We start from the raw sequence: 23946 nt of genomic DNA on the forward strand, positions 1-23946 counted from the left end.
CGCTGACCGGGGGTTACTGATGGCGATCCAGCACGAGGACGCGTTCGAGATTGAACTGTGCCAGCATCTCGCCGCGCACGGGTGGGAGTACTCCCCCGATGACGAGGGGTATGACCGGGAGCGTGCGCTGTTCCCCGCTGACGTGTTCGCGTGGTTAGAGGCGACGCAGTCGGAGCAGCTCGGCAAGCTAGTAAAGCCTGGCACGAGCGAGATATCTCGGGAGCTTGGGCGTAAGCAGGTTCTCGACCGCATCGTCGTTGCGCAGACGACTGATTCGATGAACGGTGGCGGCACGCTCAATGTGCTGAAGACGTCGGTCGGGGTGTTGAACGCGAAGTTCTCACTGTTCCAGGCGCGTCCCGCGAGCTCGCTGAACCCAAAGACGGTCGAGCGTTTCGCGTCGAATCGGCTACGGGTGATGCGTCAGGTCGTCTACTCGGGCAGGAACGCAAATCGCATCGATTTGGTTCTATTCGTGAACGGTATCCCGGTGTCGACGATCGAGCTGAAAACCGAACTCACGCAGAGCCTCGCCGCGGGATTGAAGCAGTATGCGCAGGACCGGAAGCCGGAGGGGGAGCCGCTGCTGACCTTCGGCCGTGGCGCCCTGGTGCATTTCGTCGTCACGAACGAGGAGGTGCACATGACAACCAAGCTCGACGGGCCGAACACGCGCTTCCTCCCGTTCAATCGCGGCAAGGCGAACGGGGCGGGCAACGCGGCCGTCCCGGGAACGAGCCCGACGGCGTACTTCTGGGAGGAGATCCTGGAGCGGGGCACGTGGCTGGATCTTCTCGGGCGGTTCCTGCACTACCGGTTTGAGGAGAAGAGCGACCCGATCGATGGGAAGAAGACGTACGCGAAGTCGCTGCGGTTCCCGCGGTATCACCAGTGGCGGGCCGTCACGAAACTCGAACGGTCCGTGCTGGAGGAGGGCCCTGGTCACAACTACCTGATCCAGCACTCCGCCGGCTCCGGGAAGACGGACTCGATCGCGTGGACTGCGCATCGTATGGCGCAGCTGCATGACGCGGATGGCCAGAAGGTGTTCGACGGGGTCATCGTGGTCTCGGATCGGCAGGTCCTCGACGGGCAGCTGCAGCGTGCCGTCGAGCAGTTGGAGACCACGTCTGGTGTGTTCCAGCCAATCACGCGCGGTGGGGATGCGTCGAAGTCCGCACAGCTCGCTGAGGCGTTGCTGGCGGGGAAGCAGATCATCGGGGTGACGTTGCAGACGTTCCCGCATGCGTTGACCACGATCGAGAAGCACGCGGGTCTTGCCGGTCGCCGTTACGCGGTTATCGCTGACGAGGCGCACTCCTCGCAGAGCGGCGAGGCTGCCGCCTCTCTGAAGCAGGTCCTCACCGCCGGCGTGGCCGATGCCGATGAGGCGGGGGCGGGGTCTGTGGATGTGGAGGACGTGCTCGCTGATGTGATGGCGCGGAAGGTCGGGGTGGGGACGATTTCGTTCCTGGCGTTTACGGCGACGCCGAAGGGGAAGACGGTTGAGTTGTTCGGCCGTGAGGACGAGACGGGCACCAAGCGCGCGTTCGATCTGTATTCGATGAAGCAGGCGATCGAGGAGGGCTTCATCCTCGACGTGCTGAAGAACTACCTCCCCTACGACCTCGCGTTCACCCTCGCCCACACCGACCGGGCTACTGGGGTGGATGTGGAGATCGACACGGTGAAGGCCAGCAGCGAGGTGATGCGGTGGGTGCGGTTGCACCCCACGAACATCGCGCAGAAGGTCGCCGTGATCGTCGAGCACTTCCGCGCGAACGTCCGCAGCGAGCTCGGCGGCCGCGCAAAAGCGATGGTGGTCACCGGGTCTCGGAAGGAGGCCGTGCGTTACAAGCTCGCCATCGACGCCTACCTGAAGGACCACAAGCTCGACGGTCAGCTGGGGGCGCTCGTCGCGTTCTCCGGGTCGGTGCTGGATGCGGAGTCGGGGCCGAAGGACTTCACAGAGACGTCGATGAACGAGGGCCTGAAGGGGCGGTCGTTGGAGGCCGCGTTCGGGGTGGATGAGTTCCAGGTGATGATCGTCGCGAATAAGTTCCAGACCGGCTTCGATCAGCCGCTCCTAGTGGGCATGTACGTCGACAAGAAGCTCTCCGGCATCACGGCGGTGCAGACGCTGTCGCGGCTGAACCGGGTGATCCCGGGGAAGGAGAACACGTACGTCATCGACTTCGTCAACGACCCGGACCAGATCCTCGAAGCGTTCCAGACATACTACGAAGACGCCGAGCTGACCCAGCCGTCAGATCCGAACATCATTCACGACATGCTCGGCAAGCTACGCAGCATGAGCATCATCGACCCCCACGACGTCGACGCCGTCGTCGACGCGTGGCTCACCAAGTCCAGCCACAACACTTTGTACTCGCACATCAAGGCTTCCCGCGACGTGTTCTGGACCCGCTGGAACGACGCCGTCGATACCTTCGACGACCTCGAGAAGGGCCGCCTCGAGGAGTTCCGCGGGACGGTCTTCGCCTTCGTGCGGGCCTACGACTTCCTGTCACAAATCATGGACTACGGCGACACCGACATCGAGAAATGGGCGATCTTCCTCCGCGTCTACCGCCGCGTCATCGAGCGGCAAGACGCAGAGCCTTCAGCGATCAACACCGACGACATCGTCCTCACCCACTACCGCCTCCGGAAACTCGAAGCTCAGAACCTCGGCCTGACCTCGGGGCAGACCGGGCAACTACCTGGCGTCACGGCGGCCGGGTCGGCTCAACCGCGGGAGGCGAAATACGGGTTGCTGCAGGACGTGATCGACAAGATCAACGGCCTGTTCGCCGGCACCGACGTGGACGAGATCAACGGCGTCAGCGCCACCGAAACCATCCTCCGCCATGTCGTCGACAACCCCAAGATCCAAGCCGAAGCGATGGCCAACACCCCCATCGACTTCGAAACCTCACCCACCATCGCCGCGGAACTCGAAGACGTTATCTACGCCTCCGCCGCTGGCCACAGCAATGCTATGAAAGCGCTGCTGCAGAAGAGCGACTTCGCGTCCATTGTCAACGTGCTTGTCGCGATGGGGCTCTATGAGAAGACCCGAAGTGAAGCAGAACGGGCCGCGGCTGCGGGCTAGATACGGTCATAAAAAGGTGTTTCATATCGCATACGTGTTGGTTGTAGGTGGCGCCTTCGAAGAGTTCCCGAGCTTCCGACAGCGGCGTCTAAGTGGGACGCGGAGGGAGACTCGGGCCCGAGACGTGCTGGGTCGTGGGGTGGCCTGGCGGGCGGGTCAGTGTTGAGCTGAGTTGTGTTGCATCCGAATCGCGGCCACACTGGCCATCATGGGTTACCTAGAGCGACCTCAGCTACCGGAGGCGCGACCACCAGTGCACTCGTGCAGTCAGCCGGCCATCTATCGGGGGCACGAGGAACGCCAAAAGAACGTCGCACTCCTCGCGGAGGGAACGGTCTGGCAGTGCGACGAATGCGCGCGTGCCTGGATCGCCGCCCCCAATGGAGCAGGGTTCCTAGATGGCGGGCCTCGACTTGAATGGCGCCGAGCTAAAAGAACGGCTCGCGGAAAGTGGGAACCGTCGACCCTGTGGACCGACGGGCGGATTCTAATGGTCGGTTTGATCGCGTTCGCAGGGTTGGCTCTGCTCGCGCAAATCGCGAATACCTTTTCGGGGTCGTGATAAGGTATTCACAAAAGTACTGAGCGCCACCGCAAACGCGCGCGGACAAGGGGATGATCGCTCGGAAACGCTTCCCGTGTCGTTCGACGACATGATGCACCTCGTGCTCGGACTGACGGCTTGCGCGTGGAGACTGTGAGGAGTCTGCACTTGTTCACCGGGGTTGCACCGGTCTCGCACTCGGTACCTCGCTGGAACTTGGGACGGAGACGCTTTCTATCAGCAGCCCTCTCGGCTAGAGGAGGGTGGTGTCCCACTCTTGAACGTCGTGTTCGAGTGCGCTTGCGAGCCGGTACGTCACAGTGAGTCCCACCGATGCAGGATCATTCAGGCCGCCGCCGAACGTGAACATCAGGGCCCGGCCCGGCTTCAGATAGGTGGGAACAGTTTCGTAGGCCTGCACGTACTGTTGACCGTCCTTGCTTCCATCAAGGTCGCTTATGATTACAATCTCATCGAGGCGGTTCCAGAGGTGCCAGACATCGTCACGGCTTTTCCGTGCTTCGAATGGCTCCCGACGGGCCTCGCGCGCGCGTTCGATCGCCGCCTGTTCCTCCGCGGCGGTAGCGGCGCGCTCTTCAGCAGCGGCTGATCGTTCCGCAGCTGACACAGCTCGATTCGCGGCTTCTTCGGCTTTTTCTTGCGCCGCCCCTGCTGCACGGTTCGCCCTGCCAGCGACGATCGCTTGCCACCAGGTCGCCGCGGCCGCGCCAAGAGTGCCAGCCAGAACGCCGATTTGCACAATAAGATTTGCCGCTTCCATGGTCGCCACCCTAGTGCCAACTTGCCCTAGTCGGCGTCTTGTTCGCCGGGGTCACGGCGGTGAGAGCAGTACTGACCGTGACGGCCAAGAGCCGTCGGGCTACGCAGCGACGCTTCCATTACCCGTTGGAGGATAAAGTGGGCTCCGCGACAAGTGGCGGTATGGTGGTGCCACGACAATGTGGAGGATCCGATGACAGACCAGGTGCAGCCGTCTCCTGAAGCTCGCCGCCAGCATCTGGACTTTATCCAAGCGGCGATCGGGCGTATGTCTTCCACCTCAGCAGTTGCCAAGGGGTGGGCGCTGACAATCGCGACGGCCACGTACGGGTATGCGGAAACGCATGACTCGGCGGTGGTAGCGCTGCTGGGGATATTTGCGGTGGCGCTCTTCGCTGCGGTCGACGCCCGTTATCTACGTGAGGAACGCAAGTACCGACTGCTCTTCGACGCCGCCCGGTGCGGCGACGTCGACGAGTACGAGATGAACGCGACTCGGTACTGCGGCACCCTGACCCGCGTCGAGTGCGAATCCATCGGATGGGGCAAAGTGGTGTGGTCCTGGTCCGTCCGCGACTACTACGGCATCATCGTGCTGGTGGGAGCGGCTGTACTCATGTGGTTGCACTGCCGATAGCTTGGCACGCTTCCCGCAACCTCTCCCAGGCGTCGTCCTTCTGTGCCTCGCTGTAATTACTCTCGGGCGGCCAGATTCGTCCAATGCGGTCCCCATCGGTGCGAGGCACTAGATGTACGTGCACGTGCATTACGCTTTGGCTGGCGGCTTGTCCGTTGGACTGGATCACGTTCAATCCGTCGGGATCGAGACTCTCGCGAATCGCTGTTGCTACGTGCAGGGTGGTCACGCTAAGCCGTCGGGCCTGATCCTCAGTGAGATGCCAGATGTCGGGCACGTGCGAGCGCGGGATGACCATGGTGTGGCCCAGCACGGCCGGCTCGGTAGGGAAGAAGGCGATCGTATGTTCGTCCCGATACACCTCGCGGGCGTCCGGGTCGTCCCGGTCGACAATCTCGCAAAACGGGCACTGTTCCTCCCCGCCGAACGCGGTCATGACCGGGCGTAGGCCTGGTCGACCCAGCTCGACAGGTTCGCCTTGATGTCGGCGTGGACGTCCTTGCTGGTGGAGCCGTTCGGAGTCATTATTTTCACGTGGTCGGAGATCTTGCCGCCACCTGCCAGTGGAATCTTCTCGAACGGGTCGGCGCCAGCGGAGTCCGCGGTGCCGGAGGAGTCGGCAAGGCCATTAATGCGGACGCCGATGAGCGGCTTCTTCGCTGTCCATGCCTTGCGGATCTCGTAGTCAACCCACTCGCGGTCGGCGGTCTCCGAGCCGATCAGCACGATGACCGCTTTCTTGTAGGCCATCTGCTCGTCGATCCACTCCTCGATCGCAGCCTTTCCCTTCTTCTTCACCGCTTCCCACTCCTGGGAGTTCAACAGCGGCTGTCCTTCGACCGCTCCCATATTCATGATCTGCTGAACCCGCCATGCATCGTTGTCGTAATGGAAGCTGTAGAATACTGATTTGGCCATTTCATCCTCTCGGTGCGACCTCTCTGGCGCTCACCCAGCTTACCGCCCCCACGGACACTCGAACGGCTGTGCGCTAGCTAAACGCTCGCGAACCCACGCAGCTCGTTGAAGCGTTGAGCCAGCTGCTCCTCTCGCGCGGCCAACTCGCTCCAATCTCCGGACCGCATCACAGAGCCTTCGTCCTGTCTCTTCGCCTCTCGCTAAGTGCGCCGTTCGCAGATCACGCTGCTGCACTACGATCGCTGCCGCTTCTCATCATCACGTGCCTGGGGAACCATTAGCTTCCTGGGACACGCGGTTGCCTCGTAGGCGAAGCCCAGGCGTTCGTTGGATCCCGGGCGCATCCCCGTCAGGGAAGGGGTCTCGTGGTGAGATGTCTCGCTTTGGGGGCGCCAGCATTGTTTCTGAGGCGGAGCGGCGGCACGTTTGCTCGGTCCCTGGCGCACGTTCGGCAAATCGTTGCGCTCGGCTGCAGTTCGACGCGCGCGCCGCTGGAGGGGCGCAATAGCGGCAAGTCCGGCGTCGTGACCCGGGGGAGCAAGATCGCGGTCGAGCGCTGCGGGTGAAGATGCGCCTTTCGTGATCCGAGGGGCGAGACGCCGCATTCGTGTGTTGCATCAACCGATTCGGCCGAATCGGGATTGCTCTATTTGACACCGCCACCCCGCTGAGGGAGCGCGGCTTCACTCGAAAGTTCTTCTAGGTGCATTGTAAGCGTCAGTGCGCCCCGTTCGAGAGGAGGCGCCCGTCGCGGCGCGGCCCTTCGCCCCCTTACTTCCGCCTGTTCAGCACCTTCGTCCCCACTCCCGCGATCGCCGCGCCCACGATCGGCGCCACGAGGAATACCCACACCTGCCCCAGCGCATCCGGCCCCGCGAACACCGCGGCGGCGATCGACCGCGCCGGGTTCACCGACGTGTTGCTCACCGGGATGCTGATCAGGTGCACGAGGGTCAGCGTGAAGCCGATGGCGAGCGGCGCGACGGCCTTGTACTCGCTCTTGGCGGTGACGGAGAGGATGACGGCGACGAAGACGGCGGTCAGGACGATCTCGGTCAGCAGCACTGCGCCGAGGCCGAAGCCGCCAGGCGATCCAGCGCCGTAGCCGTTGGAGGCGAAGCCGGAGTCGCGGGCGGCGGCGAGGTAGCCGGCGGGGCCGTCGGCGGCGACGAGGAAGACCATTCCGGCTCCGACGAGTCCACCGATGATCTGGCTGACGATGTAGCCGGGGATGTGCTTCCACTCGGTGCGGCCGGCGATGGCGAGGCCGATGCTGACGGCGGGGTTGAAGTGGCCGCCGGAGATGTGGCCGACGGCGTAGATGCCGGCCATCACGGTGAGGCCGAAGGCGAGGGCGACGCCGAGGAAGCCGACTCCGAGCGCGTTGCCGGAGTCGGGGAAGGCGGAGGCGAAGACCGCGGTGCCGACGCCGCCCGCGACGAGGAGGAAGGTGCCGAACGCCTCCGACGCGTAGCGCGCTCCGGCCGAGTACTGCTCGGCGTGCTCGGTGCGCTGCTCGCTCGTGGTGCGGCTGGCGGTGTGGGGGCGGGCCATGATCGTTCTCTCTCTCGGGTCGGGGGAGTGCCTGCAGGGTCACCGGGCACCGGGACACTCCAGCACCAGGCGGACGCGCCGGAGTCGGGACGAGGAGGGCTCCCAGACTCCGTCGCTCGACGGTTCCGTGAGCGGCCTGGAGCCACTCGCTCGGCGGCCATCCCGGGCGCCCATGCACAGGCGTCCGACACCGTAGCGACCGGCCGACGCGTGCACGTCCCAGCACCGGGGACAGGCGGGAAACAGGCTCCAGGTGGCACGTGCACCGCCTCACCCACCTCCCTCTTCTCCTTCGCCCGCCTCCCTGCTACGGCGCTCTGAACCGGTTTACAAAACCGGTTCAGATGCGGCGACGAGCGAAGGAGCTCCCATGGCGGGCAGACCGACGATCCTCGACGTCGCGCGCGAGGCCGGCGTGAGCAAGGCGCTCGTCTCGTTCGCGCTCAACGACCGGCCGGGCGTCTCGCCCGACTCCCGCGAGCGGATCCTCCGCGTCGCCGCCGAGCTCGGCTATCGGCCCAGCCTCACGGCCCGCTCCCTCTCCACCAGCGTCTCCTTCGCGGTGGGCCTCGTCGTGGCGCGCGACCCGGCGGTCATCGCGGCCGACCCGTTCTTCCCCTCCTTCATCTCGGGGGTCGAGCGGGTGCTCGCCGAGCGCGGCCGCGTGCTGGTGCTCAGCGTCGTCGACCCGCCTCGACGCCATGCTGGTGCGACCTCTGGTCACGCGCCTCGTGGTCGGAGGAGAGGGCGGCCGCACCGAGCTGATCCGCAACTCCACCGACGGGGTGCGCACCACGGCGATCGGCGTCTCGGGCGGCTCCGGCACCCTGCGCGTCTACTCGCAGGACGGCGCGCTCGTGAGCGAGACGGCGCCGTCCGGAGCCGTGTCCGTGCAGCTGCCCGCGCAGGGCTTCGCGGTGCTGGTGGGCTGAGGTCGGCCCTGCTGGTCGAGTAGCCGCTACTCGATCGGCAGGGGGCGGTGAGTCCACGGAAGTCGCGGTACTCGCGTTCGAGTACCGCGACTTCTGCGTTCTCGCGGGGCGAGGGCGGCGGAGGCGCGCGGCTGGGCGGGGACCATCACTTCGATGAGAGCGCTCTCTCGAAAACGCTTGACCTCTCCGCAGGGGCGTGCGTAAGCTCGCCGCACACCTCGTGAGAGCGCTCTCACATACGCGGAACAGCACGCGTGAGAGCGCTCGCAGGGGTGCCCCACCACCATCACGAAGGAGTGACCGTGCCCTATTCACGACGCACCAGGATCGCCGCGGCGATCGCCGGCGCCTCGGCCCTCGCCCTGATCGTCACCGGATGCTCGTCGGGATCCGACGCCTCCGAGGGCGGCGAGATCGAGCTGACCGTCACCACGTTCAACGCCATGGGCTTCGACGAGCTCTACGGCGAGTACGAGGACGCCAACCCGGGGATCACCATTGTCCCGAACAACATCGACACCGGCGGCAACGCGCGGACCGACGCGTTCACCAAGCTCGCCGCCGGGTCCGGACTCGCCGACGTCGTCGCCATCGAGGAGGGCTGGCTCGGCTCCGTCATGGAGGTCTCGGATCAGTTCGTCGACCTGCGCGACCACGGCATCGAGGACCGCAAGGCCGACTGGGTCGACTGGAAGTACGAGCAGGCGACCGACCCCGAAGGACGCGTCATCGGCTACGGCACCGACATCGGACCCGAGGGCCTCTGCTACAACACCGCCGCCTTCGAGGCAGCGGGCATGCCCACCGACCGCGCCGCCGTCGCCGAGATGCTCGGCGGGCCGGACGCGACCTGGGACGACTACTTCGCCGCCGGCCAGAAGTACCACGACGCCACCGGCAAGGCCTGGTTCGACCACTCCGGATTCGTCTGGAACGCCATGGTCAACCAGCTGCCCGAGGGGTACTACACCTCCGACGGCGAGCTGAACGTCGAGGGCAACCCGGAGCTCGAGGAGCGCTGGGGCCAGCTGACCGACGCCACCGCCTCCGGCCTCTCGGCCGCGCAGAAGGCGTGGGACTGGAACAAGGGCAAGTCGTTCACCGACCAGACCTTCGCCACCTTCGTCTGCCCGGGCTGGATGTTCGGCACGCTGAAGAGCAACGTCGAGGCCGGCGGCGGGAACGCCGAGGCCACCGGCTGGGACTTCGCCGACGTCTTCCCCGGCGGCCCCGCCAACTGGGGCGGCTCGTTCCTCTCCGTCCCGACCCAGTCGAAGCACCCCGCTGAGGCCGCCGCGCTGGCGTCGTGGCTCAGCGAGCCGGAGCAGCAGCTGAAGGCGTTCGAGGCGGCCGGACCGTTCCCGAGCACCCTCGACGCGCAGAAGGAGCTCGCCTCGGCGGCCGCTCCCGACCCCGGCATGAACGACTCCCCGACCGGCGCGATCCTCGCGCAGCGCGCCGAGGGCGTCGTCGCCCAGTACAAGGGCCCGGACGACTCGCTGATCCAGGAGAACGTCTTCGGACCGGTCCTGCAGAAGGTCGACCGCGGCGAGATCGACGGCAAGGAGGGCTGGAACGAGGCGCTCCAGCTCCTCGGCGAGCTCGTCGACTGATCCGGTCGGGCCGACGCCCGGGGGCTGACGCCTGCGGGACGACGCCCACCCGACACGGGAGGTCCGGCCGCCACCGGACCTCCCGGTCCCCGTGCGGCCGGTGGCCGCCACCGGACCTCCCGGTCCCCGTGCGGCCGGGCCGCCCGCATCCCGGGCCGCCCCGCCGCACGGGAGAAACGCTGCCGTCCGCCGGCCCGAGGCCTCTCCGGCCCCGCCGCCCGCGACTCCTCCCGGTCGGCCCCGCCGCACCCCCTCCGACTCCGACTCGACCTCGAAGAGAGCGCCATGACGAGCACACTCACCCCGCCGGCCACGGCGACGCCCCCCGCGGGGAAGCGGCGCCCGGCGCCCCGACTCCCGCTGACCTTCCGCCAGCGCGCGAGCCGCTTCGACGTGAAGGCCTCGCCCTACCTCTACATCTCGCCGTTCTTCCTGCTCTTCGCGCTCACCGGCGCGTTCCCGCTGGTCTACACGCTCGTCGTGTCGCTCTACGACTGGCAGCTGCTCCAGGGCCAGGGCGACTTCGTCGGGTTCGCGAACTTCGCGGCCGTGCTCGGCGACCGCTTCTTCTGGAACTCGATCGTCAACACGCTGAGCATCTTCCTGCTCTCCACGATCCCGCAGCTCGCCGTCGCGCTGCTGCTCGCGGCCGCCCTCGACCAGGCGCTGCGGGCCAGCACCTTCTGGCGGATGAGCGTCCTGCTGCCGTACATCGTCTCGCCGGTCGCGGTCGCGCTGATCTTCTCGAGCGTCTTCAGCGACCAGGAGGGCCTGATCAACAATCTGATCGGCCTCGTGGGCATCAGCCCGATCGAGTGGACGAACGACCGCCTCGCCAGCCACGTCGCGATCGCGACGATGGTCAACTGGCGCTGGACCGGCTACAACGCCCTCATCCTCCTCGCCGCCATGCAGGCCGTGCCGCGCGAGCTGCACGAGTCGGCCGCGATCGACGGGGCGAACGCGTTCCGCCGCTTCCGCTCGATCACCATCCCCAGCATCCGGCCGACCCTGATCTTCGTGATCATCACCGCCACCATCGGCGGTCTGCAGATCTTCGCGGAGCCGCGCCTGTTCGACGTGTCGAACGCGGGCGGCATCGGCGGCTCGGACCGGCAGTTCCAGACCACCGTCCTCTACCTCTGGGAGATGGCGTTCTTCCGCCAGAACTTCGGAGAGGCGGCCGCGATCGCGTGGCTGCTGTTCCTCCTGATCGTGCTGATCGGCCTGCTGAACTTCGCGATCTCGCGGCGGATCGCCTCCGTCGAGAACCGGATCTCGCAGCGCTCGAAGCGCCGCTCCGCCCGCCCCGCGACCGCCGACGAGATCGCCGCCGCGGACCCCCTGCTCACCACCACCGGCCTCGGCCAGAACGAGAGCGAGCGATGACCGCCCCCGCCACCTCCGCCGCCTTCCCGGTGCGCCGCGTCCGCGCCTCCCGCGCCGGTCGCGTCGACCGGCCCGGCTTCCTCACGTACGGGTTGCTGAGCGCCTTCATCCTCGGCTCGACCTACCCGCTGTGGTGGTCGTTCGTCGTGGCGAGCGGCTCGAACGCGACCCGCAGCGAGACCCTGCCGCTCGTCCCGGGCGGCAACTTCCTCGCCAACGCCTCGCAGGTGCTGACCGCGATCCCGTTCTGGACGGCGCTGCTGAACAGCGTCATCGTCTCGGGGATCATCACGCTCTCGGTCGTGTCGTTCTCGACGCTCGCCGGCTACGCCTTCGCGAAGCTGCGGTTCCGCGGGCGCGACGGCCTGATGATCGGAGTCGTCGCGACCATGGCGATCCCGACGCAGCTGGGCATCATCCCGCTGTTCATCCTGATGCGGCAGCTCGGCTGGACCGGCTCGCTCGGCGCCGTGATCGTGCCGACGCTGGTCACCGCGTTCGGCGTGTTCTTCATGCGGCAGTACCTGGTCGACGTGATCCCGGACGAGCTGATCGAGGCGGCGCGCGTGGACGGAGCGAACCAGTTCCGGACGTTCCTCACCGTCGCCGTCCCGGCTGCGCGACCGGCGATGGCGATCCTCGGGCTCTTCACGTTCATGATGGCGTGGACCGACTTCCTCTGGCCGCTGATCGTCCTCAGCCCCACGAACCCGACCCTGCAGACGGCGCTCGCGCAGCTGCAGTCGGGCTACTACGTCGACTACTCGATCGTGCTGGCCGGCGCCGTGCTCTCGGTGATCCCGCTGCTGGTGCTGTTCCTCCTCGCCGGACGCCAGCTCATCGCGGGCATCATGAGCGGAGCGGTGAAGGGCTGAGGCCCGGAGACTCCCGCGGGACCGGGTCGGGGGACATCGGACCGCGGGACGGGGGCCTCGGGCCCGGGGCCGTGGCACTCCGGGTCCGGGGGTCGGGGGGTGCGGTGAGGGATCGGGCAGTGGACTGAGCGGCCGGCGGGTTCGTGGCTCGGCCGGTCGTCGTGCTCGGCTCATCCCGACCGTTGCCGCGCAGGATCCCGCCGATCACGCTCCGCCCGAGACCTCCTGGCCCGACCTCCCGCCGCCTAGGCTGGCGCGGAGGAGGCGACATGGAGCCGAAGGACCCGCGCGACGAGGACCCCTCGAGCGGGCCGGCGCAGCCGCGTCCGGGGGACGGGCCGACGCCGTCGGAGCAGGCGATGCGCGCCATCCGCGATGTCGCGAACGGGGCGGATCCGACGAGCGAGGCGTTCCGGCTGTCGAACGACTTCACCGACCGGCAGGCCGAGCGCTTCCGGGGCTTCCTCGCGCGCTTCCGTCGCGGGCGCTGACGGGCGCGAGGCTGCCTGCCGCCGGCAGTGCGCGATCGATCGCCGCGCGCTGGTCGCGCCGTTGATCGCCGGGGGCGCTACCGATGCTCCGGTCCCCGCGCCACCCCGAACGGCCGCTATCCGCGCCCTCGCAGGCCGCGGACTCGCTCCGCCGCCCCGCATCACCCCCGAATGGCCGCGATCCGCGCCCCTTCGCGCCGAGGACGCCCTCCACGGTCCCGCTCCTCCGGCGCTCGGCTAGCCTCGGAGGCACCCGCGAGGAAGGCCTGCATGACCCACGACACCGCCTCGGCCGCCCCGACCCTCGAAGCCGTCGCCGCGCTGGCCGGAGTCTCCCGCGCGACGGTCAGCCGGGTCGTCAACGACTCCCCGCGCGTGAAGGACGGTGCCCGGACGGCCGTGCTCGCCGCGATCGAGCAGCTCGGCTACGTGCCCAACCGCGCCGCCCGCTCCCTCGCCAGCCGCCGCACGCAGACCGTCGCTCTCGTGGTGCCGGAGTCGGCGGCGAAGGTGTTCGCGGATCCGTTCCTCGCCTCGGTCGTGCAGGGCGCCGCGATGGCCTTCGCCGGCACCGAGTACACGCTCACCATCGTGATCGCGTCCGAGGCGGCTCCCGAGAAGACGCGGCGCTACCTGCTCGGCGGCAACGTCGACGGCGCGCTCGTCGTCTCGCACCACAGCGGCGACCACTCCTACGCGCAGCTCGGCGCCTCCCTCCCCGTGGTCTTCGGCGGGCGGCCGCTGACCGAGGAGGGCGGCAGCTACTTCGTCGACGTCGACAACACCGGAGCGGCGCGCACGGTCACCGAGCACCTCCTGGGCCTCGGCCGCACGGCCCCCGCGATGATCGCGAGCCGCCAGGACATGCCCGCCGCGATCGACCGCCTGTCGGGCTGGCGCTCGGCCGTCACCGCCGCGGGGCTCGACGACTCGCTCGTCGAGTACGGCGACTACTCGCCCGAGGACGGCGCGACCGCGATGCGCCGCCTGCTCGACTCCGGGCGGCCGATCGACGCGGTCTTCGCCTCCAACGACCAGATGGCGGCGGGCGCCCTGACGGCGCTGCGCGAGCGGGGCCTCACGGTGCCGGGCGACATCGCGCTCGCGGGCTTCGACGGCGACTACTTCGCCGAGGCGAGCGAGCCGCGCCTCACCACGGTGCGCCAGCCCTCCACGGGCCTCGGCGAGGCGATGGCGGACGTGCTGGTGCGCCTCCTGGCCGGCGAGGAGGTGCAGCGCGTGACGCTGCTGCCGACCGAGCTGCTGGTGCGCGGCTCCACGGTCGCGGGCGCGTGACCCCGCGCTGAGTGCGCTGACCCGTTCGCTGAGTCGCCCGGATCGGCTCCCCGCTGCGGCGTGTCGCGAGCCGATCCGGGCGACTCAGCGCGGGACGGGCTCGTCGGGGATGTCGAGCAGGTGGAAGGGACCCCGGGGGAGCGGGCCTGTGCTCCACAGCGCGACGACGGCCCAGCCGAGGTCGGCGTGCGCGACGGCGCCCTCGGGCAGAGTCCGGGTGAACAGCGCGTAGTCGATCCCGTCGAGGGGGAGGGCGCTCACGTCCCACGCGGGCCGGTCGGCGGCCAGCTGCTGGGCCCGCGCCTCCGCTGCCACCATCGCGGCTCGCGTCCGGTCCCCGGGCAGACCGGCGGGGATCGCCGAGAGGAGGAGCGAGCCGATCGCGAGCGCGGCCGTCGCGACCGGATCGGTGACCACTCCGTGCACCGAGCCGCGCGGCCCGAGGCGGACACCGGTCAGCCGCAGCGTCCGGACCGAGTACGAGCCGCCGTCCCGCTCGGCGCGGACCGAGAGGTCGTCGACGGGCCCGTCGTCCGTCCGCCCGCTCCCGTCGACGGACCACGGATCGGAGACGGGGACCAGCGCGCGCACGCCCTCATCCGACTCCCTGCGGCGCCGCCGGTCAAGAGGCGCAGGGCGAGGATCCGTGCTGTGGTGCTCGGATCGGCCGGCCGTTCCGGCGTGTCGTGAGCAGATCCGGGCACCTCAGTGCGGAGGCGCGGAGGCCCGCAGGCGCTGCTCAGAACTCCTCGTAGTTGTAGGGCTGCGGGTCCTCGTCGATCACGGGGCGCGCGATCGTGGCGCGGTTGCTCTTGATGCGGGAGCGGATGTCCTCGACGGCGGCCTCGACGGCGCCGGTGGTCGACTCCTCGTCCTTGATGGAGACCTCGACGGGGACGGCGACCAGCTCGCTGCTCGCGTCGAGGGTCATCTTCGCCTCGATGAGCTCGCCGTCCTCGGTGAACGCCGGGACCGTGACCGCTTCGGAGTGCTCCTGGCGGTCGATCGCGGTCACCAGGTCGAGGAGGGCCTCGGTCACGGCGTCGGTCGTCACGAAGCTCTTGGAGGCGTAGGTCAGCTGCTGCATGCCTCCACTCTCCCGAACGGGAGCGCCCCTCGCGCGGGGTTGCGCCTCGTCGGCCCAGCCCGTAGCGGAGGGGCAGCACGACCGGCGCGGGCGCGAGGAGTCAACCCTCTAGGCCGCGATCCGGGCGTCCGCTTCCCTGGTGGCGGGGCCTCGGGAGGAGGCGCGGGGGTCTCGGGATCCCGGGGCCCCGGCACTCGATCGGGAGGAGACCGGATGCGGCGTCGGGGACTCCGCGGCGACCGGGCGTTCCAGGGCGCCTTCCTGATCGGAGTCGGCCTCATGGCGGCCGTCGACGAGATCGTCTTCCACCAGATCCTCGCCTGGCACCACTTCTACGACCGCTCCACCCCGGCGATCGGCCTGCTCTCGGACGGGCTGCTGCACGCGGCCGAGCTCCTCGCGCTCGTCGGCGGCGGCTTCCTGCTCGCCGACGCCCGGCGCCGATCCGCTCTGCGTCCGCGCACGGCGTGGGCCGCGGGGCTCACGGGGGCGGGGCTGTTCCAGCTGTGGGACGGAGTCGTCGACCACAAGCTGCTCCGGGTGCACCAGGTGCGCTACGACGTCGACCTGCTGCTCTACGACTCCGTCTGGATCGCCTCCGGAGCGGTGCTGCTGGCGGCGGGCCTGCTCCTCCTGCCTCGGCGACGGCGCGCGACGGCGTGACCCCGCACGCCGACCACACCCTGCTCGATCCGGGCCTGCTGCTCCTGGTCCCGCTGGCCGCGGCGGCGGCACTCGGAGGGGGCGCCGCGGCACTCGAGCGGCGGCGCGGACGGCCGTGGCCGCTCCACCGCACCGCCCTGCTCCTCGGCGGGCTCGCGACCGCGGCGCTCTGCTTCACGGGTCCGCTCGCGGAGTGGTCGCACGCGAATCCGCGCGGGGCGATGCTGACGCACCTGGTCCTCGGGATGCTCGCGCCGCTCCTCCTGGTGCTCTCGGCCCCCGTCACCCTGGCCCTGCGCGCGCTCGACGTCACGGCGGCCCGACGGCTCTCGCGGCTGCTCCGGAGCCGCCCGGCCCGTCTCCTCGCCCACCCGGTGACGGCGCTCCTGCTCTCGACGGGCTCCCTCTGGCTCGTGCACGCGACCGGACTGCTCGCCGCCGCGCACGCGGATCCGCTGCTGCACCTCGCACTCGGCGTGCACTTCCTGCTCAGCGGCTGCCTGCTGACGGCGGCGCTCGCCGGAGTCGATCCGAACCCGCACCGCGCCCCGTTCGGCCTGCGCCTGGGCGTGCTCGGAGCGGGCATCGCCGCGCACGCGCTGCTCGCGACGGTGCTCTACGCGGAGGCGCCGGACGAGACCGGACGCCAGGCGGCGCTCCTGCTGTTCTACGGAGGCGACCTGCTCGAGACGGCGCTCGCCGTGGTCGTCTGCGCCCGGCGCTACGCGGCGACGGCGCCCCGGCAACCCCCTCCGCCGAGCGCGCCCTGCTCCCTACGCTCGGACGCATGCTCCTCATCTTCGGGACCCGAGCCGTCGAGGACCTCCTCCGGACGCTCGTCTTCGTCTGCCGCGTCTGCGGGCAGCGCGACGAGCAGCGGATCCTCCGCCGCCGGACGCGCCTCTCGCTCTTCTTCGTCCCCGTCCTGACCGTCTCGACCCGCTACCTGCTCGAGTGCTCGCACTGCCGCACAGTGTCCCCGATCAGCAAGGAGGAGGCGCAGGGCTCCGTCCGCTGGGCCGGCAACTCCGACCGGTGACCGCCCCGAGCGGGAGGCTCCGGCGGTGCGCTCAGCGCACCGGAGCCGGTACCGCCACGGGACGCGCGGCGACCGCGGCCGCGCGCCGCGTCGCCCAGTTGTTGAGCAGCAGCGCCGTCACGACGATGGCCGCGCCGAGCAGGGCGACGGGCCCCGGCCGGTAGCCGCCCGCCATGCTGATCGCGAAGGTCGTCACCGGGACGAGGTTCTGGAAGAGCGTGCCGTTGAGGGCGCCGAGCAGCTTGATGCCCGTGTTCCACAGCAGCACGGCGACGACGCCGGCCAGGAGGATCAGGTAGGCCAGCTGCGGCCAGGCCGCGAGCACCTCGGCCCCGGTCGGCGGGTGCGCGGAGCCGGTGGCCGTCGCCACGGCGACCGCGACGGCGATCGAGGGGCAGCCGAGCGCGGTGGTGAGCGTCGAGTACCGCAGCGCCGACCAGCCGGGGAACGCCGCGGCTCCGCGCGTGTAGACGACCCAGCAGATCGCTCCGAGCAGGGCGAGCAGCTCGCCGAACCCCAGCTCGCCGTCGAGGAGGAGGGCGACGTCGCCGCGGGTGACGACGAGCGCGACTCCGGCGAGCGCGAGCAGGATGCAGCCGACGGTGGCGGCAGGCGGCAGGCGACGCGCGCCGATGCTCGCGAGCACCGCGCCGATCGCCGGCATCATCCCCATCATCAGGCTGACGTTCGGGGCCGAGGTGAACCGCAGAGCCGTGAAGGCGAGCAGGCCGAAGCCGGCGAATCCGGAGGCGCCGAGCAGCGCCAGCCGCCACCCGCGGCCGTCGAGCCGGAAGGCGCGGAGCCCCTCCGCCCGGGCGAGCAGCAGGGCGAGGACGACCGCGGCGGCGGTGTAGCGGATCAGGGTCATGAAGAAGGAGTCGACCGTCGCCGCGATGCTGTCCGCGACGGGGAGCATGCCGCCCCAGAGGATCGGCGGGATCAGGCAGAAGAGCAGACCTCGCGACCGCATGGCGCCCCTGACCCGTCGGGTGCGGCCGCCCCGGGCGGGGGCCGTCGCTCGATGGTGGACCCCGGCGGCTCGGCGCACAAGAGCGCCGCCGACCCCCGAACGGCCCGCGGCGGGGCCGAGCGGAGAGGGGTGCGCCGGGTGTGGAGGAGGCTCGGCGAGCCGACGGATCGAATACGACGAAGACGAAGAAGCCGCAAGGACCTTGTGTGGCCCCTTTAGGGTGACAAAATTTGCTTGCTTCCATCATCTCCGTGCCCCTAGGTTGATCGCAGCACCCCCCGATGCTGTCCTCTGTCAGGCCCTGCTCCGATCCCCCCGTCGGACGCCGTTCCTCACTCGGGTCGCGCCCACCCCGGCGACGACCTCCGTTCCGCGCGGGCGCTCATCAGCGCACATCGGCCCCCGGCCGCGGAGAGGAACAGTCATGAGCACACAGCCCGGCCACGGCGCGGACGAGCCGACGGCTCCCCGTCGCCGGGCGACCTGGGAGGCGCACGACGAGACGGCCTCGCGCCCGCTCTCGGGACGCCGTGCCGCCCGCTCCGGGCGCGAGCGGGTCTCCGCTCCGCGCCGCCTCGCGTCCGCGCTGCCTGCCGGAGCGGTGACGATCCCCGCCGCCCCGACCGCGGTGCTGGAGCGTCCGGCCGCCCCGCCCGCAGTGGTCGAGCGACCGGCCGCCGCGACCGCTGTCCTGGAGCGTCGGGCCGCGATGGTCGAGGGTCCGGCCGCGCCGACCGCCGTGGTCGAGCGTCCGTCCGCCGCGACCGCGCTCCTGGAGCGCTCGGCCGCCCCGACCGCGCTGCTCGAGCGTCCGCCGGCCCCCACTGCGGTCCTCGAGCGCACCGTGCTCCCCGCCGTCGACGCCGACCGACTCCCTCCGGCATTCACCCCGATCGCCGGCACGCGCCCCCGCAGCGGCCGCCGCGCCTCGTCGCGCATCGGCGACCTGGTCGCCGCCCTCCCCGCCCACAACGAGGAGGCCGGGATCGCCGCGGCGATCGAGGGCCTGCGCCGGCAGACCTGGCCGCCGGACCGGATCGTCGTCATCGCCGACAACTGCACCGACGCCACGGTCGAGATCGCTCTCGCGCACGGCGCCGAGGTGTTCGTCACCGTCGGGAACAGCCACAAGAAGGCGGGCGGCCTCAACCAGTTCCTCGCCGAGGTCCTCCCGGGGCTGCAGGACGACGACCTGGTGCTCGTGCAGGACGCCGACTCCGCGCTCGACCCCGGGTTCCTCGAGATCGCCCGCGGCAGGCTGCACGGCGGCATCGGCGCGGTCGGAGGAGTGTTCCGCGGCGGCGAGGGCGGCGGCTTCGTCGGCCACCTCCAGCGCAACGAGTACGCGCGCTACGCCCGCGACGTGCGCCGCCTGAACGGGAAGTGCCTGGTCGTCACGGGCACCGCGGCCGTGCTCCAGGTCGCCGTGATGCGCCGCATCAGCGCGGCCCGCCTGGCCGGCTCCCTCCCCTCCGGAGACGGCATCGGCGGCATCTACGACACCACGGTCCTCACCGAGGACAACGAGCTCACGTTCGCGATCCGCCAGCTCGGCTACGACGTGCTGAGCCCCGCCGGCTGCACCCTCGTCACCGAGGTCATGCCGACCTGGGGAGACCTGTGGCGTCAGCGCCTGCGCTGGAAGCGCGGAGCGGTCGAGAACTGCGTGCAGTACGGCTTCACGCGGGTCACGGCTCCCTACTGGGGGCGCCAGCTGCTCACGATGCTCGGCTGCATCATCACCTACGTCTACCTGGCCACGATCGTCTACGCCGTCGGCTGGGGCGAGCTGAGCCTCCAGCCGTTCTGGCTGGCCGTCACCGCGATCTTCGTCGTCGAGCGGATCGTGACGGTCCGCGACCGCGGCTGGCGGTACATGCTCGCCGCCGCGTCGATGTACGAGCTCGTCGTCGACCTGTTCCTGCAGGTCGTCCACACCAAGGCCTACCTGGATGCGCTGACACGCCGTCGGCGCGACTGGTGAAACAGAGAGAGAGACATGTACAACCACATCGGAACAGCCGCCGGAGCCGGAGTCGGTGCCGGAACGCTCGCCATGACCGGGTTCGACTCGGTCTGGCTGGCACTCGCGGCCTTCGCCCTCATCGCTGCGGGGACCGCCGTCCTGCGCATCGCTCCTCGCCGCAAGCGCGAGGTCTGAGACACGGTGGCGGGCGGGGGACAGCCCGCGCCCGTCACCGTCCCACGACCGCCGTCGCCGCGGAGGTCCGGCTCGCGGTGGAGTAGCCGGTCTTCGTCCCGGTGACGGTCAGCGTGATCCGCTTCCCCGCCTGAGCCTTCGTGAGCGTGAACCGCGGCGACGTCGCTCCCGCGATGGCCGCGCCGTCCGCCTTCCACCGGTAGGTGAGGTTGACGGGAGTCGGCGTCCACGGACCCGGGGCTGCCGTGAGCACCGCTCCGACCCGGGCCGTGCCCGTGACGGTCGGCGTCGCGGCGCCGAGGGTGCCGGCGGCGACCGGTGCGGTCGGCTGCGAGGTCGTCGGGCCGGAGCCGTCGGCGGCGCTCACCGTCACCGTCACCCGCTTGCCGACCGCGGAGGAGGGGACCACGAGATCCGGACCCGTCACTCCCGCGATGTCGACGCCTCCCGCCGCCCAGCGATGCACGAGCGGTCCCGTCCGGCCGGCGGAGGAGGACAGGGTCGCGCCCACCGCGGCGGTCCCGACGACGACCGGAGCCGGCGCCGCGTCGGACCGGTAGACCGCGACGTGGTCGACGAGCATCGTCCCGCCGGAGCTCTTCGGAGCGGCTGCACTGTCGCACCCGCACACGCCGTTCGGCAGCCCGCCCCCGATGGCGAGGTTCAGGATCAGCAGCACGTCGTTCGGGACCGCGGCCTGCCACGCGGCCGTCCCCACCTCCGACTCCCGCACCACGTGCCGGGTGACGCCGTCGACGAGGAACTCCACGCGCTCGTCGCCGGGCACGGTCCGGTCGAGCAGGGCGGAGTAGCGGTGGAACCCCGTCACGCAGGACGCGCAGTCCAGCATCCCGCTCGTCCGGCCGGCGGGCTCGTCGCAGGGGCCGCCGTCCGGTACTCCGCAGTGCAGCGTCTGGATCACCTGGGCGGTGCCGTTGACGGCCTCGAGCATGTCGAACTCGCCGGTCGCGGGCCAGTCGATGACGGCGTTCGCGTCCCGCCCGAGAGCCCAGAAGGCGGGCCAGTACCCGGTGGCCTGCGCGACGTCCGGCAGCTGGATCGAGGCGGTCATCAGCAGTCGGCCGCCCGCCGGCGCCGAGAACGACTTGTCGGCGGTGACGATCCGTCCGGAGGTCCATGCTCCGGCGGAGTCGCGGAGGGCGCGGATGCCCAGAGCGCCGCCGCCCGTGAGGAAGACGTTCGCCGTCGACGCGGTCGTCCGGTCGACCGCCCCGGTGCCCCAGGTGCCGACCTCGTGCTCCCACTGGCTCCCGACCGGCGCGCCCGCCGGCCCGGTGAAGTCGTCGCGCAGGAGCGTGGTCCAGCCCGGGGCGTCGGCGGGCGCCGCCGTGACGGCCTGGCCGGCGGACGAGGCGGTCGGAGGCGCGGACGCCGGTGCGAGGGCCGCGACCGCCTGCGGGGGTGTCGCCGCGAGCACTCCGAGGCACAGGGCCGCGAGGGCGAGGGCGAGTCGCGGCCGGTCGAGGAGTCGTGAAGGCATGGCGAGTCCTCTGCGTCGAAGGGGCGCGCAGCTGCACGCGCCTCGACGCTAGTGAGGAGTACTCGCTCTCCCCCCACCCCCCAGGCGGGGTGATCTCCGGGACGAAAGCTCACGACCGGGCTCGGCGGGGCCGGGTCCAGGGTGCTGCAGAGGGGCGGCCGCCGTCGCCTCCGATCGCCCGTTCGAAGGAGAACACCATGCACCGTCGTCTCACGGCCACGCTCGCCGCGATCGCCCTCGCCCTCGGAGGGGCCGTCGCCGTCGCGACCCCCGCCTCCGCCGGGCAGCTCGTCTACCGGAACGGCGGCCCGGGCAACTGCTACGAGGTCCGCTCGCAGTGCGACTCCCTGGGTCGCGCGCAGGTCACGGTGTGGTGGCACTGCGACCAGGCGAGCAACGTCAAGGTCATCTGGAGGAACGGCCCGGACAGCGGCTGCAACACGATGAGCGTCATCAACCGCAAGTTCAGCGACAGCTCGGGAGTCGCGTCCCGCTTCGACCGCCTCGTCTCCTGCTGACCCGGTCGGGCTGCCCCTGATCCCTTCCGCGGGACGCCACCTCGGTACTCGGCACGCCGCACGAGGCGTACCCGAGCGGCTTCCCGCGGGAGGGGACGGCGGCGGCCCCGCTCAGTGCTCGGCGCGCCCCGAGTCCTCGATGAGGCGGACCTTCACGTTCACGGCGAGCGGCCCCGAGACCGACGGGTCGGCGGCGAGCAGTGCGTGCATCCGCTCGCCCACCAGGCGGAGCGTCTCGGGGGCCGGCAGTGCGGCGGACGCGGCGATGTGCGCGCTCACCGTGGTGAACCCCTCCGACCGGTCGATGTCGACCAGCACGTCGGGCTGCCGCAGGTCCAGCTTCACGGCGAGCGCGTCGGCCGCGGCCTCGACGATCGGCTGGGCGGGGTAGACCCCCGCGACTCCCTCGATGTCGCGGATCTCGGCGGTCAGCCGCTGCGAGAGCTCGGTGTCGTCGGTCATTCCCGCTCCTCCCGGTGGGGGTACACGTCGTCGACGGTCACGTCGATCGCGCCGACGGTCAGCTCGGTGTGGCGCTCCAGGGCGTAGCGGATGCGCTCGCGCAGGCGGTCGGCGGCCACGGCGACCGGCAGGCCGAACTCGAGGGCGCAGGTCACGTCGATCCGCACCACCGCGCCGGGAGCCGAGACGTCGCCGTCGAGGGTGCAGCGGCCCATGATGACGCCGCCCATCGTGTCGCCGGCGCGGCGGATCATCCCGCGCACGGCCGCCTCGGTGAGCGCCAGGCGGAGGGTCGGGTCGGGGTGGCGGACGGGGATGTCGCGGCCGGAGCGCACCTCGGAGCGGATCGCGTCGAGCAGGCCGGCGATCCAGACCTCGTCGCGGTCGGGCTCGCGGTCGGCCTCCTGCCGCAGCGCCCGCGCCGAGAGCTCGGTGAGGCGGGTGAGGTTCGCGAGTGCGAGCCGGCACGCGGCGGAGTTCTCGATCGAGGGGTCGCGCGGCTCGCGGCCGCGGTCGAGGTACTCGCCCAGCTCCTCGAGCGTGTGGCCGTCGAGGTCGTCCTCGGGCACGGCGGCGTCGTCGGTCATCGCCATGCCTCCAATTCGTGGAGCAGGAATCGACGGGCCCGGGCGAGGAGGCCGCGGACCGTCGAGACGGGGAGTTCGAGAGCGTCGGCGATCTCCTGGTAGCTGTAGCCGGCGGTCTCGCGGAGTAGCCAACAGCGTCGCTGATCAGCAGGCAATCGGTCCAGCGCTTCCCAGACCGCGTCCAGCTGGAGTCGTGCCTCGACGATGCGCTCGGGGGAGTGCTCGGGCGGCGCGGGCGGATCCCAGTCGTCGATGTCGTCGTGGCGGCGGCGGACGCGGATCCGATCGATCGCCTTGTGGGTGACGATGCGCATCAGCCAGTTGCGGATGTGCGCCGGGCTGTCGAGATCGGCCAGACGCCGCCAGCCGGTGAGGAACGCCTCCTGCACCACGTCCTCGGACTCCGCCTCGGAGCCGAGGAGCTTCGCGGCGTAGACGCGCATGAGGGCGCCGTGGCGGCGGGCGAGCTGCTCGAACGCCTGCACGTCGCCGTCGACGGCGCGCGCGGCGAGGGTCGCGTCGGACGCGTTCAGGAGGGGGTCGTCGTCGATGAGCGCCTCCTCCGCGGTCCCGCGCGCGGTGTCCCCGCGCGCCGGTGCCCTCAGTGTGGGGCGCCGTCCGGCATGACTACCAGCCTTGACAACGGGCCGGCGAATCCGCTGGCCGGATTGCGAGTGCCGCCGATGGGGGACGTCTCGAGACGGGATTCGTGACATTCCGGCTCCTCGACACGTCTTGATTCCGTACCCCTCGTGCGTCCCCCGGAGCGCACGGACCCCGAACCCGGAAGAAGTCCCCCATGCACTGCTCCCTC

25 protein-coding genes and 1 pseudogene are annotated in these 23946 nt (G+C 70.2%); 15 read left to right on the top strand and 11 right to left on the bottom strand.

Annotation, left to right across the window (positions count from 1 at the left end; genetic code table 11):
• Window positions 1-19: 19 nt before the first annotated feature.
• On the top strand, window positions 20-3115 hold the full coding sequence (locus tag C5C37_RS05255; protein WP_104338577.1) for a type I restriction endonuclease subunit R: 3096 nt from the start codon (window positions 20-22) through the stop codon (window positions 3113-3115).
• 797 nt (window positions 3116-3912) lie between these two features.
• Here C5C37_RS05255 and C5C37_RS05260 read toward each other — a convergent pair.
• Window positions 3913-4440 carry a hypothetical protein gene (locus tag C5C37_RS05260; RefSeq protein WP_104338614.1) on the bottom strand — a complete coding sequence of 176 codons (528 nt, stop codon included), beginning with the start codon at window positions 4438-4440 and terminating at the stop codon, window positions 3913-3915.
• A 192-nt stretch (window positions 4441-4632) separates the two neighbouring features.
• Between C5C37_RS05260 and C5C37_RS05265 the strand changes: the two genes are divergently transcribed.
• On the top strand, window positions 4633-5076 hold the full coding sequence (locus C5C37_RS05265; RefSeq protein WP_104338578.1) for a hypothetical protein: 444 nt from the start codon (window positions 4633-4635) through the stop codon (window positions 5074-5076).
• Here the strand turns inward: C5C37_RS05265 and C5C37_RS05270 are convergent.
• From C5C37_RS05270 to aqpZ, 3 genes are all read right to left on the bottom strand, one after another.
• Window positions 5054-5512, bottom strand: coding sequence for an HIT family protein (locus C5C37_RS05270; RefSeq protein WP_104338579.1), 459 nt, complete (start codon window positions 5510-5512; stop codon window positions 5054-5056). The two genes, C5C37_RS05265 and C5C37_RS05270, sit on opposite strands and share 23 nt — an antisense overlap.
• The gene (locus C5C37_RS05275) at window positions 5509-5994 is read right to left on the bottom strand and encodes a TIR domain-containing protein (RefSeq protein ID WP_104338580.1); all 486 of its coding nucleotides are present in this window, start codon (window positions 5992-5994) and stop codon (window positions 5509-5511) included. Before C5C37_RS05275 ends, C5C37_RS05270 begins: the two co-directional genes overlap by 4 nt.
• A 771-nt stretch (window positions 5995-6765) precedes the next feature.
• Complete coding sequence (aqpZ, locus tag C5C37_RS05280) at window positions 6766-7548, bottom strand: aquaporin Z (RefSeq protein ID WP_104338581.1); 783 nt, start codon at window positions 7546-7548, stop codon at window positions 6766-6768.
• A gap of 370 nt (window positions 7549-7918) precedes the next feature.
• Here aqpZ and C5C37_RS17810 point away from each other — a divergent pair.
• The 7 genes and pseudogenes from C5C37_RS17810 to C5C37_RS05310 all read left to right on the top strand — a co-directional run.
• Window positions 7919-8059, top strand: a pseudogene (locus tag C5C37_RS17810) (LacI family DNA-binding transcriptional regulator); the annotation flags it as partial.
• A gap of 190 nt (window positions 8060-8249) precedes the next feature.
• Complete coding sequence (locus tag C5C37_RS17815) at window positions 8250-8480, top strand: hypothetical protein (RefSeq protein WP_258063257.1); 231 nt, start codon at window positions 8250-8252, stop codon at window positions 8478-8480.
• A 302-nt stretch (window positions 8481-8782) separates the two neighbouring features.
• Window positions 8783-10093 (top strand): ABC transporter substrate-binding protein, encoded by a 1311-nt coding sequence (locus tag C5C37_RS05290; protein WP_104224001.1) that lies wholly within the window; start codon window positions 8783-8785, stop codon window positions 10091-10093.
• 285 nt (window positions 10094-10378) lie between these two features.
• Window positions 10379-11482, top strand: a complete 1104-nt coding sequence (locus C5C37_RS05295; RefSeq protein WP_104225835.1) for a carbohydrate ABC transporter permease — start codon at window positions 10379-10381, stop codon at window positions 11480-11482.
• A complete protein-coding gene (locus tag C5C37_RS05300) occupies window positions 11479-12357 on the top strand; it encodes a carbohydrate ABC transporter permease (protein ID WP_104223961.1) in 879 nt (292 codons plus the stop codon). The genes C5C37_RS05295 and C5C37_RS05300 overlap by 4 nt, the downstream gene beginning before the upstream one ends.
• A 269-nt stretch (window positions 12358-12626) precedes the next feature.
• Window positions 12627-12848, top strand: a complete 222-nt coding sequence (locus C5C37_RS05305) for a hypothetical protein (protein ID WP_104315263.1) — start codon at window positions 12627-12629, stop codon at window positions 12846-12848.
• A 270-nt stretch (window positions 12849-13118) separates the two neighbouring features.
• Window positions 13119-14144: a LacI family DNA-binding transcriptional regulator gene (locus C5C37_RS05310; protein WP_104223963.1), complete on the top strand. Its 1026-nt coding sequence runs from the start codon at window positions 13119-13121 to the stop codon at window positions 14142-14144.
• 84 nt (window positions 14145-14228) lie between these two features.
• On the opposite strand, the gene C5C37_RS05315 is transcribed toward C5C37_RS05310, so the two are convergent.
• Window positions 14229-14735, bottom strand: a complete 507-nt coding sequence (locus tag C5C37_RS05315; RefSeq protein ID WP_104338582.1) for a hypothetical protein — start codon at window positions 14733-14735, stop codon at window positions 14229-14231.
• A gap of 148 nt (window positions 14736-14883) precedes the next feature.
• Window positions 14884-15231, bottom strand: a complete 348-nt coding sequence (locus C5C37_RS05320) for a hypothetical protein (protein ID WP_104315261.1) — start codon at window positions 15229-15231, stop codon at window positions 14884-14886.
• Window positions 15232-15444: 213 nt separating this feature from the next.
• Here C5C37_RS05320 and C5C37_RS05325 point away from each other — a divergent pair, with 213 nt between their 5' ends.
• From C5C37_RS05325 to C5C37_RS18045, 3 genes are read left to right on the top strand one after another with little or no spacing between them, the layout of a single operon-like run.
• Window positions 15445-15894, top strand: a complete 450-nt coding sequence (locus C5C37_RS05325) for a DUF2243 domain-containing protein (protein WP_104315260.1) — start codon at window positions 15445-15447, stop codon at window positions 15892-15894.
• Window positions 15891-16823 (top strand): cytochrome c oxidase assembly protein, encoded by a 933-nt coding sequence (locus C5C37_RS05330; protein WP_104338583.1) that lies wholly within the window; start codon window positions 15891-15893, stop codon window positions 16821-16823. The genes C5C37_RS05325 and C5C37_RS05330 overlap by 4 nt, the downstream gene beginning before the upstream one ends.
• Window positions 16775-16933, top strand: coding sequence for a hypothetical protein (locus tag C5C37_RS18045; protein WP_374953300.1), 159 nt, complete (start codon window positions 16775-16777; stop codon window positions 16931-16933). The genes C5C37_RS05330 and C5C37_RS18045 overlap by 49 nt, the downstream gene beginning before the upstream one ends.
• 31 nt (window positions 16934-16964) lie before the next feature.
• On the opposite strand, the gene C5C37_RS05340 is transcribed toward C5C37_RS18045, so the two are convergent.
• Entirely contained in the window at window positions 16965-17903 is a 939-nt protein-coding gene (locus C5C37_RS05340) for a DMT family transporter (RefSeq protein WP_104223969.1), read from the bottom strand.
• Window positions 17904-18327: 424 nt separating this feature from the next.
• Here C5C37_RS05340 and C5C37_RS05345 point away from each other — a divergent pair, with 424 nt between their 5' ends.
• Both C5C37_RS05345 and C5C37_RS17415 read left to right on the top strand, forming a co-directional pair.
• Window positions 18328-19887 (top strand): glycosyltransferase family 2 protein, encoded by a 1560-nt coding sequence (locus C5C37_RS05345; RefSeq protein WP_258074040.1) that lies wholly within the window; start codon window positions 18328-18330, stop codon window positions 19885-19887.
• A 15-nt stretch (window positions 19888-19902) separates the two neighbouring features.
• Window positions 19903-20064, top strand: a complete 162-nt coding sequence (locus tag C5C37_RS17415; protein WP_167305255.1) for a hypothetical protein — start codon at window positions 19903-19905, stop codon at window positions 20062-20064.
• Window positions 20065-20098: 34 nt separating this feature from the next.
• Here the strand turns inward: C5C37_RS17415 and C5C37_RS05350 are convergent, their stop codons facing one another.
• Window positions 20099-21565 carry a family 16 glycosylhydrolase gene (locus tag C5C37_RS05350; RefSeq protein ID WP_104338584.1) on the bottom strand — a complete coding sequence of 489 codons (1467 nt, stop codon included), beginning with the start codon at window positions 21563-21565 and terminating at the stop codon, window positions 20099-20101.
• A gap of 197 nt (window positions 21566-21762) precedes the next feature.
• Between C5C37_RS05350 and C5C37_RS05355 the strand changes: the two genes are divergently transcribed.
• Window positions 21763-22083 carry a hypothetical protein gene (locus C5C37_RS05355; protein WP_104338585.1) on the top strand — a complete coding sequence of 107 codons (321 nt, stop codon included), beginning with the start codon at window positions 21763-21765 and terminating at the stop codon, window positions 22081-22083.
• Window positions 22084-22194: 111 nt separating this feature from the next.
• Here C5C37_RS05355 and C5C37_RS05360 read toward each other — a convergent pair whose 3' ends face one another.
• The 3 genes from C5C37_RS05360 to C5C37_RS05370 are packed head-to-tail and all read right to left on the bottom strand — an operon-like array spanning window position 22195 to window position 23617.
• Window positions 22195-22545 (bottom strand): hypothetical protein, encoded by a 351-nt coding sequence (locus C5C37_RS05360; protein WP_104223972.1) that lies wholly within the window; start codon window positions 22543-22545, stop codon window positions 22195-22197.
• Window positions 22542-23132 carry an Asp23/Gls24 family envelope stress response protein gene (locus C5C37_RS05365; RefSeq protein ID WP_146076902.1) on the bottom strand — a complete coding sequence of 197 codons (591 nt, stop codon included), beginning with the start codon at window positions 23130-23132 and terminating at the stop codon, window positions 22542-22544. The genes C5C37_RS05360 and C5C37_RS05365 overlap by 4 nt, the downstream gene beginning before the upstream one ends.
• The gene (locus C5C37_RS05370; protein ID WP_244248147.1) at window positions 23129-23617 is read right to left on the bottom strand and encodes an RNA polymerase sigma factor; all 489 of its coding nucleotides are present in this window, start codon (window positions 23615-23617) and stop codon (window positions 23129-23131) included. The genes C5C37_RS05365 and C5C37_RS05370 overlap by 4 nt, the downstream gene beginning before the upstream one ends.
• Between the last annotated feature and the right edge of the window lie 329 nt (window positions 23618-23946).

Origin of the sequence: Rathayibacter sp. AY1F9, from assembly GCF_002932155.1 — a bacterium.
Lineage (GTDB): Bacteria > Actinomycetota > Actinomycetes > Actinomycetales > Microbacteriaceae > Rathayibacter.

Excerpts from the sequence above, each read along its gene's own strand:
- C5C37_RS05265 (WP_104338578.1), top strand. The coding sequence starts at position 4,633 with ATGACAGACCAGGTGCAGCCGTCTCCTGAAGCTCGCCGCCAGCATCTG.
- C5C37_RS05260 (WP_104338614.1), bottom strand. The coding sequence starts at position 4,440 with ATGGAAGCGGCAAATCTTATTGTGCAAATCGGCGTTCTGGCTGGCACT.
- C5C37_RS05345 (WP_258074040.1), top strand. The coding sequence starts at position 18,328 with ATGAGCACACAGCCCGGCCACGGCGCGGACGAGCCGACGGCTCCCCGT.
- C5C37_RS17415 (WP_167305255.1), top strand. The coding sequence starts at position 19,903 with ATGTACAACCACATCGGAACAGCCGCCGGAGCCGGAGTCGGTGCCGGA.
- C5C37_RS05325 (WP_104315260.1), top strand. The coding sequence starts at position 15,445 with ATGCGGCGTCGGGGACTCCGCGGCGACCGGGCGTTCCAGGGCGCCTTC.
- C5C37_RS05310 (WP_104223963.1), top strand. The coding sequence starts at position 13,119 with ATGACCCACGACACCGCCTCGGCCGCCCCGACCCTCGAAGCCGTCGCC.
- C5C37_RS05305 (WP_104315263.1), top strand. The coding sequence starts at position 12,627 with ATGGAGCCGAAGGACCCGCGCGACGAGGACCCCTCGAGCGGGCCGGCG.
- C5C37_RS05320 (WP_104315261.1), bottom strand. The coding sequence starts at position 15,231 with ATGCAGCAGCTGACCTACGCCTCCAAGAGCTTCGTGACGACCGACGCC.
- C5C37_RS05360 (WP_104223972.1), bottom strand. The coding sequence starts at position 22,545 with ATGACCGACGACACCGAGCTCTCGCAGCGGCTGACCGCCGAGATCCGC.
- C5C37_RS17815 (WP_258063257.1), top strand. The coding sequence starts at position 8,250 with ATGCTGGTGCGACCTCTGGTCACGCGCCTCGTGGTCGGAGGAGAGGGC.
- C5C37_RS05340 (WP_104223969.1), bottom strand. The coding sequence starts at position 17,903 with ATGCGGTCGCGAGGTCTGCTCTTCTGCCTGATCCCGCCGATCCTCTGG.
- C5C37_RS05270 (WP_104338579.1), bottom strand. The coding sequence starts at position 5,512 with ATGACCGCGTTCGGCGGGGAGGAACAGTGCCCGTTTTGCGAGATTGTC.
- aqpZ (WP_104338581.1), bottom strand. The coding sequence starts at position 7,548 with ATGGCCCGCCCCCACACCGCCAGCCGCACCACGAGCGAGCAGCGCACC.
- C5C37_RS05355 (WP_104338585.1), top strand. The coding sequence starts at position 21,763 with ATGCACCGTCGTCTCACGGCCACGCTCGCCGCGATCGCCCTCGCCCTC.
- C5C37_RS05350 (WP_104338584.1), bottom strand. The coding sequence starts at position 21,565 with ATGCCTTCACGACTCCTCGACCGGCCGCGACTCGCCCTCGCCCTCGCG.
- C5C37_RS05295 (WP_104225835.1), top strand. The coding sequence starts at position 10,379 with ATGACGAGCACACTCACCCCGCCGGCCACGGCGACGCCCCCCGCGGGG.
- C5C37_RS05300 (WP_104223961.1), top strand. The coding sequence starts at position 11,479 with ATGACCGCCCCCGCCACCTCCGCCGCCTTCCCGGTGCGCCGCGTCCGC.
- C5C37_RS05275 (WP_104338580.1), bottom strand. The coding sequence starts at position 5,994 with ATGGCCAAATCAGTATTCTACAGCTTCCATTACGACAACGATGCATGG.
- C5C37_RS05365 (WP_146076902.1), bottom strand. The coding sequence starts at position 23,132 with ATGACCGACGACGCCGCCGTGCCCGAGGACGACCTCGACGGCCACACG.
- C5C37_RS05255 (WP_104338577.1), top strand. The coding sequence starts at position 20 with ATGGCGATCCAGCACGAGGACGCGTTCGAGATTGAACTGTGCCAGCAT.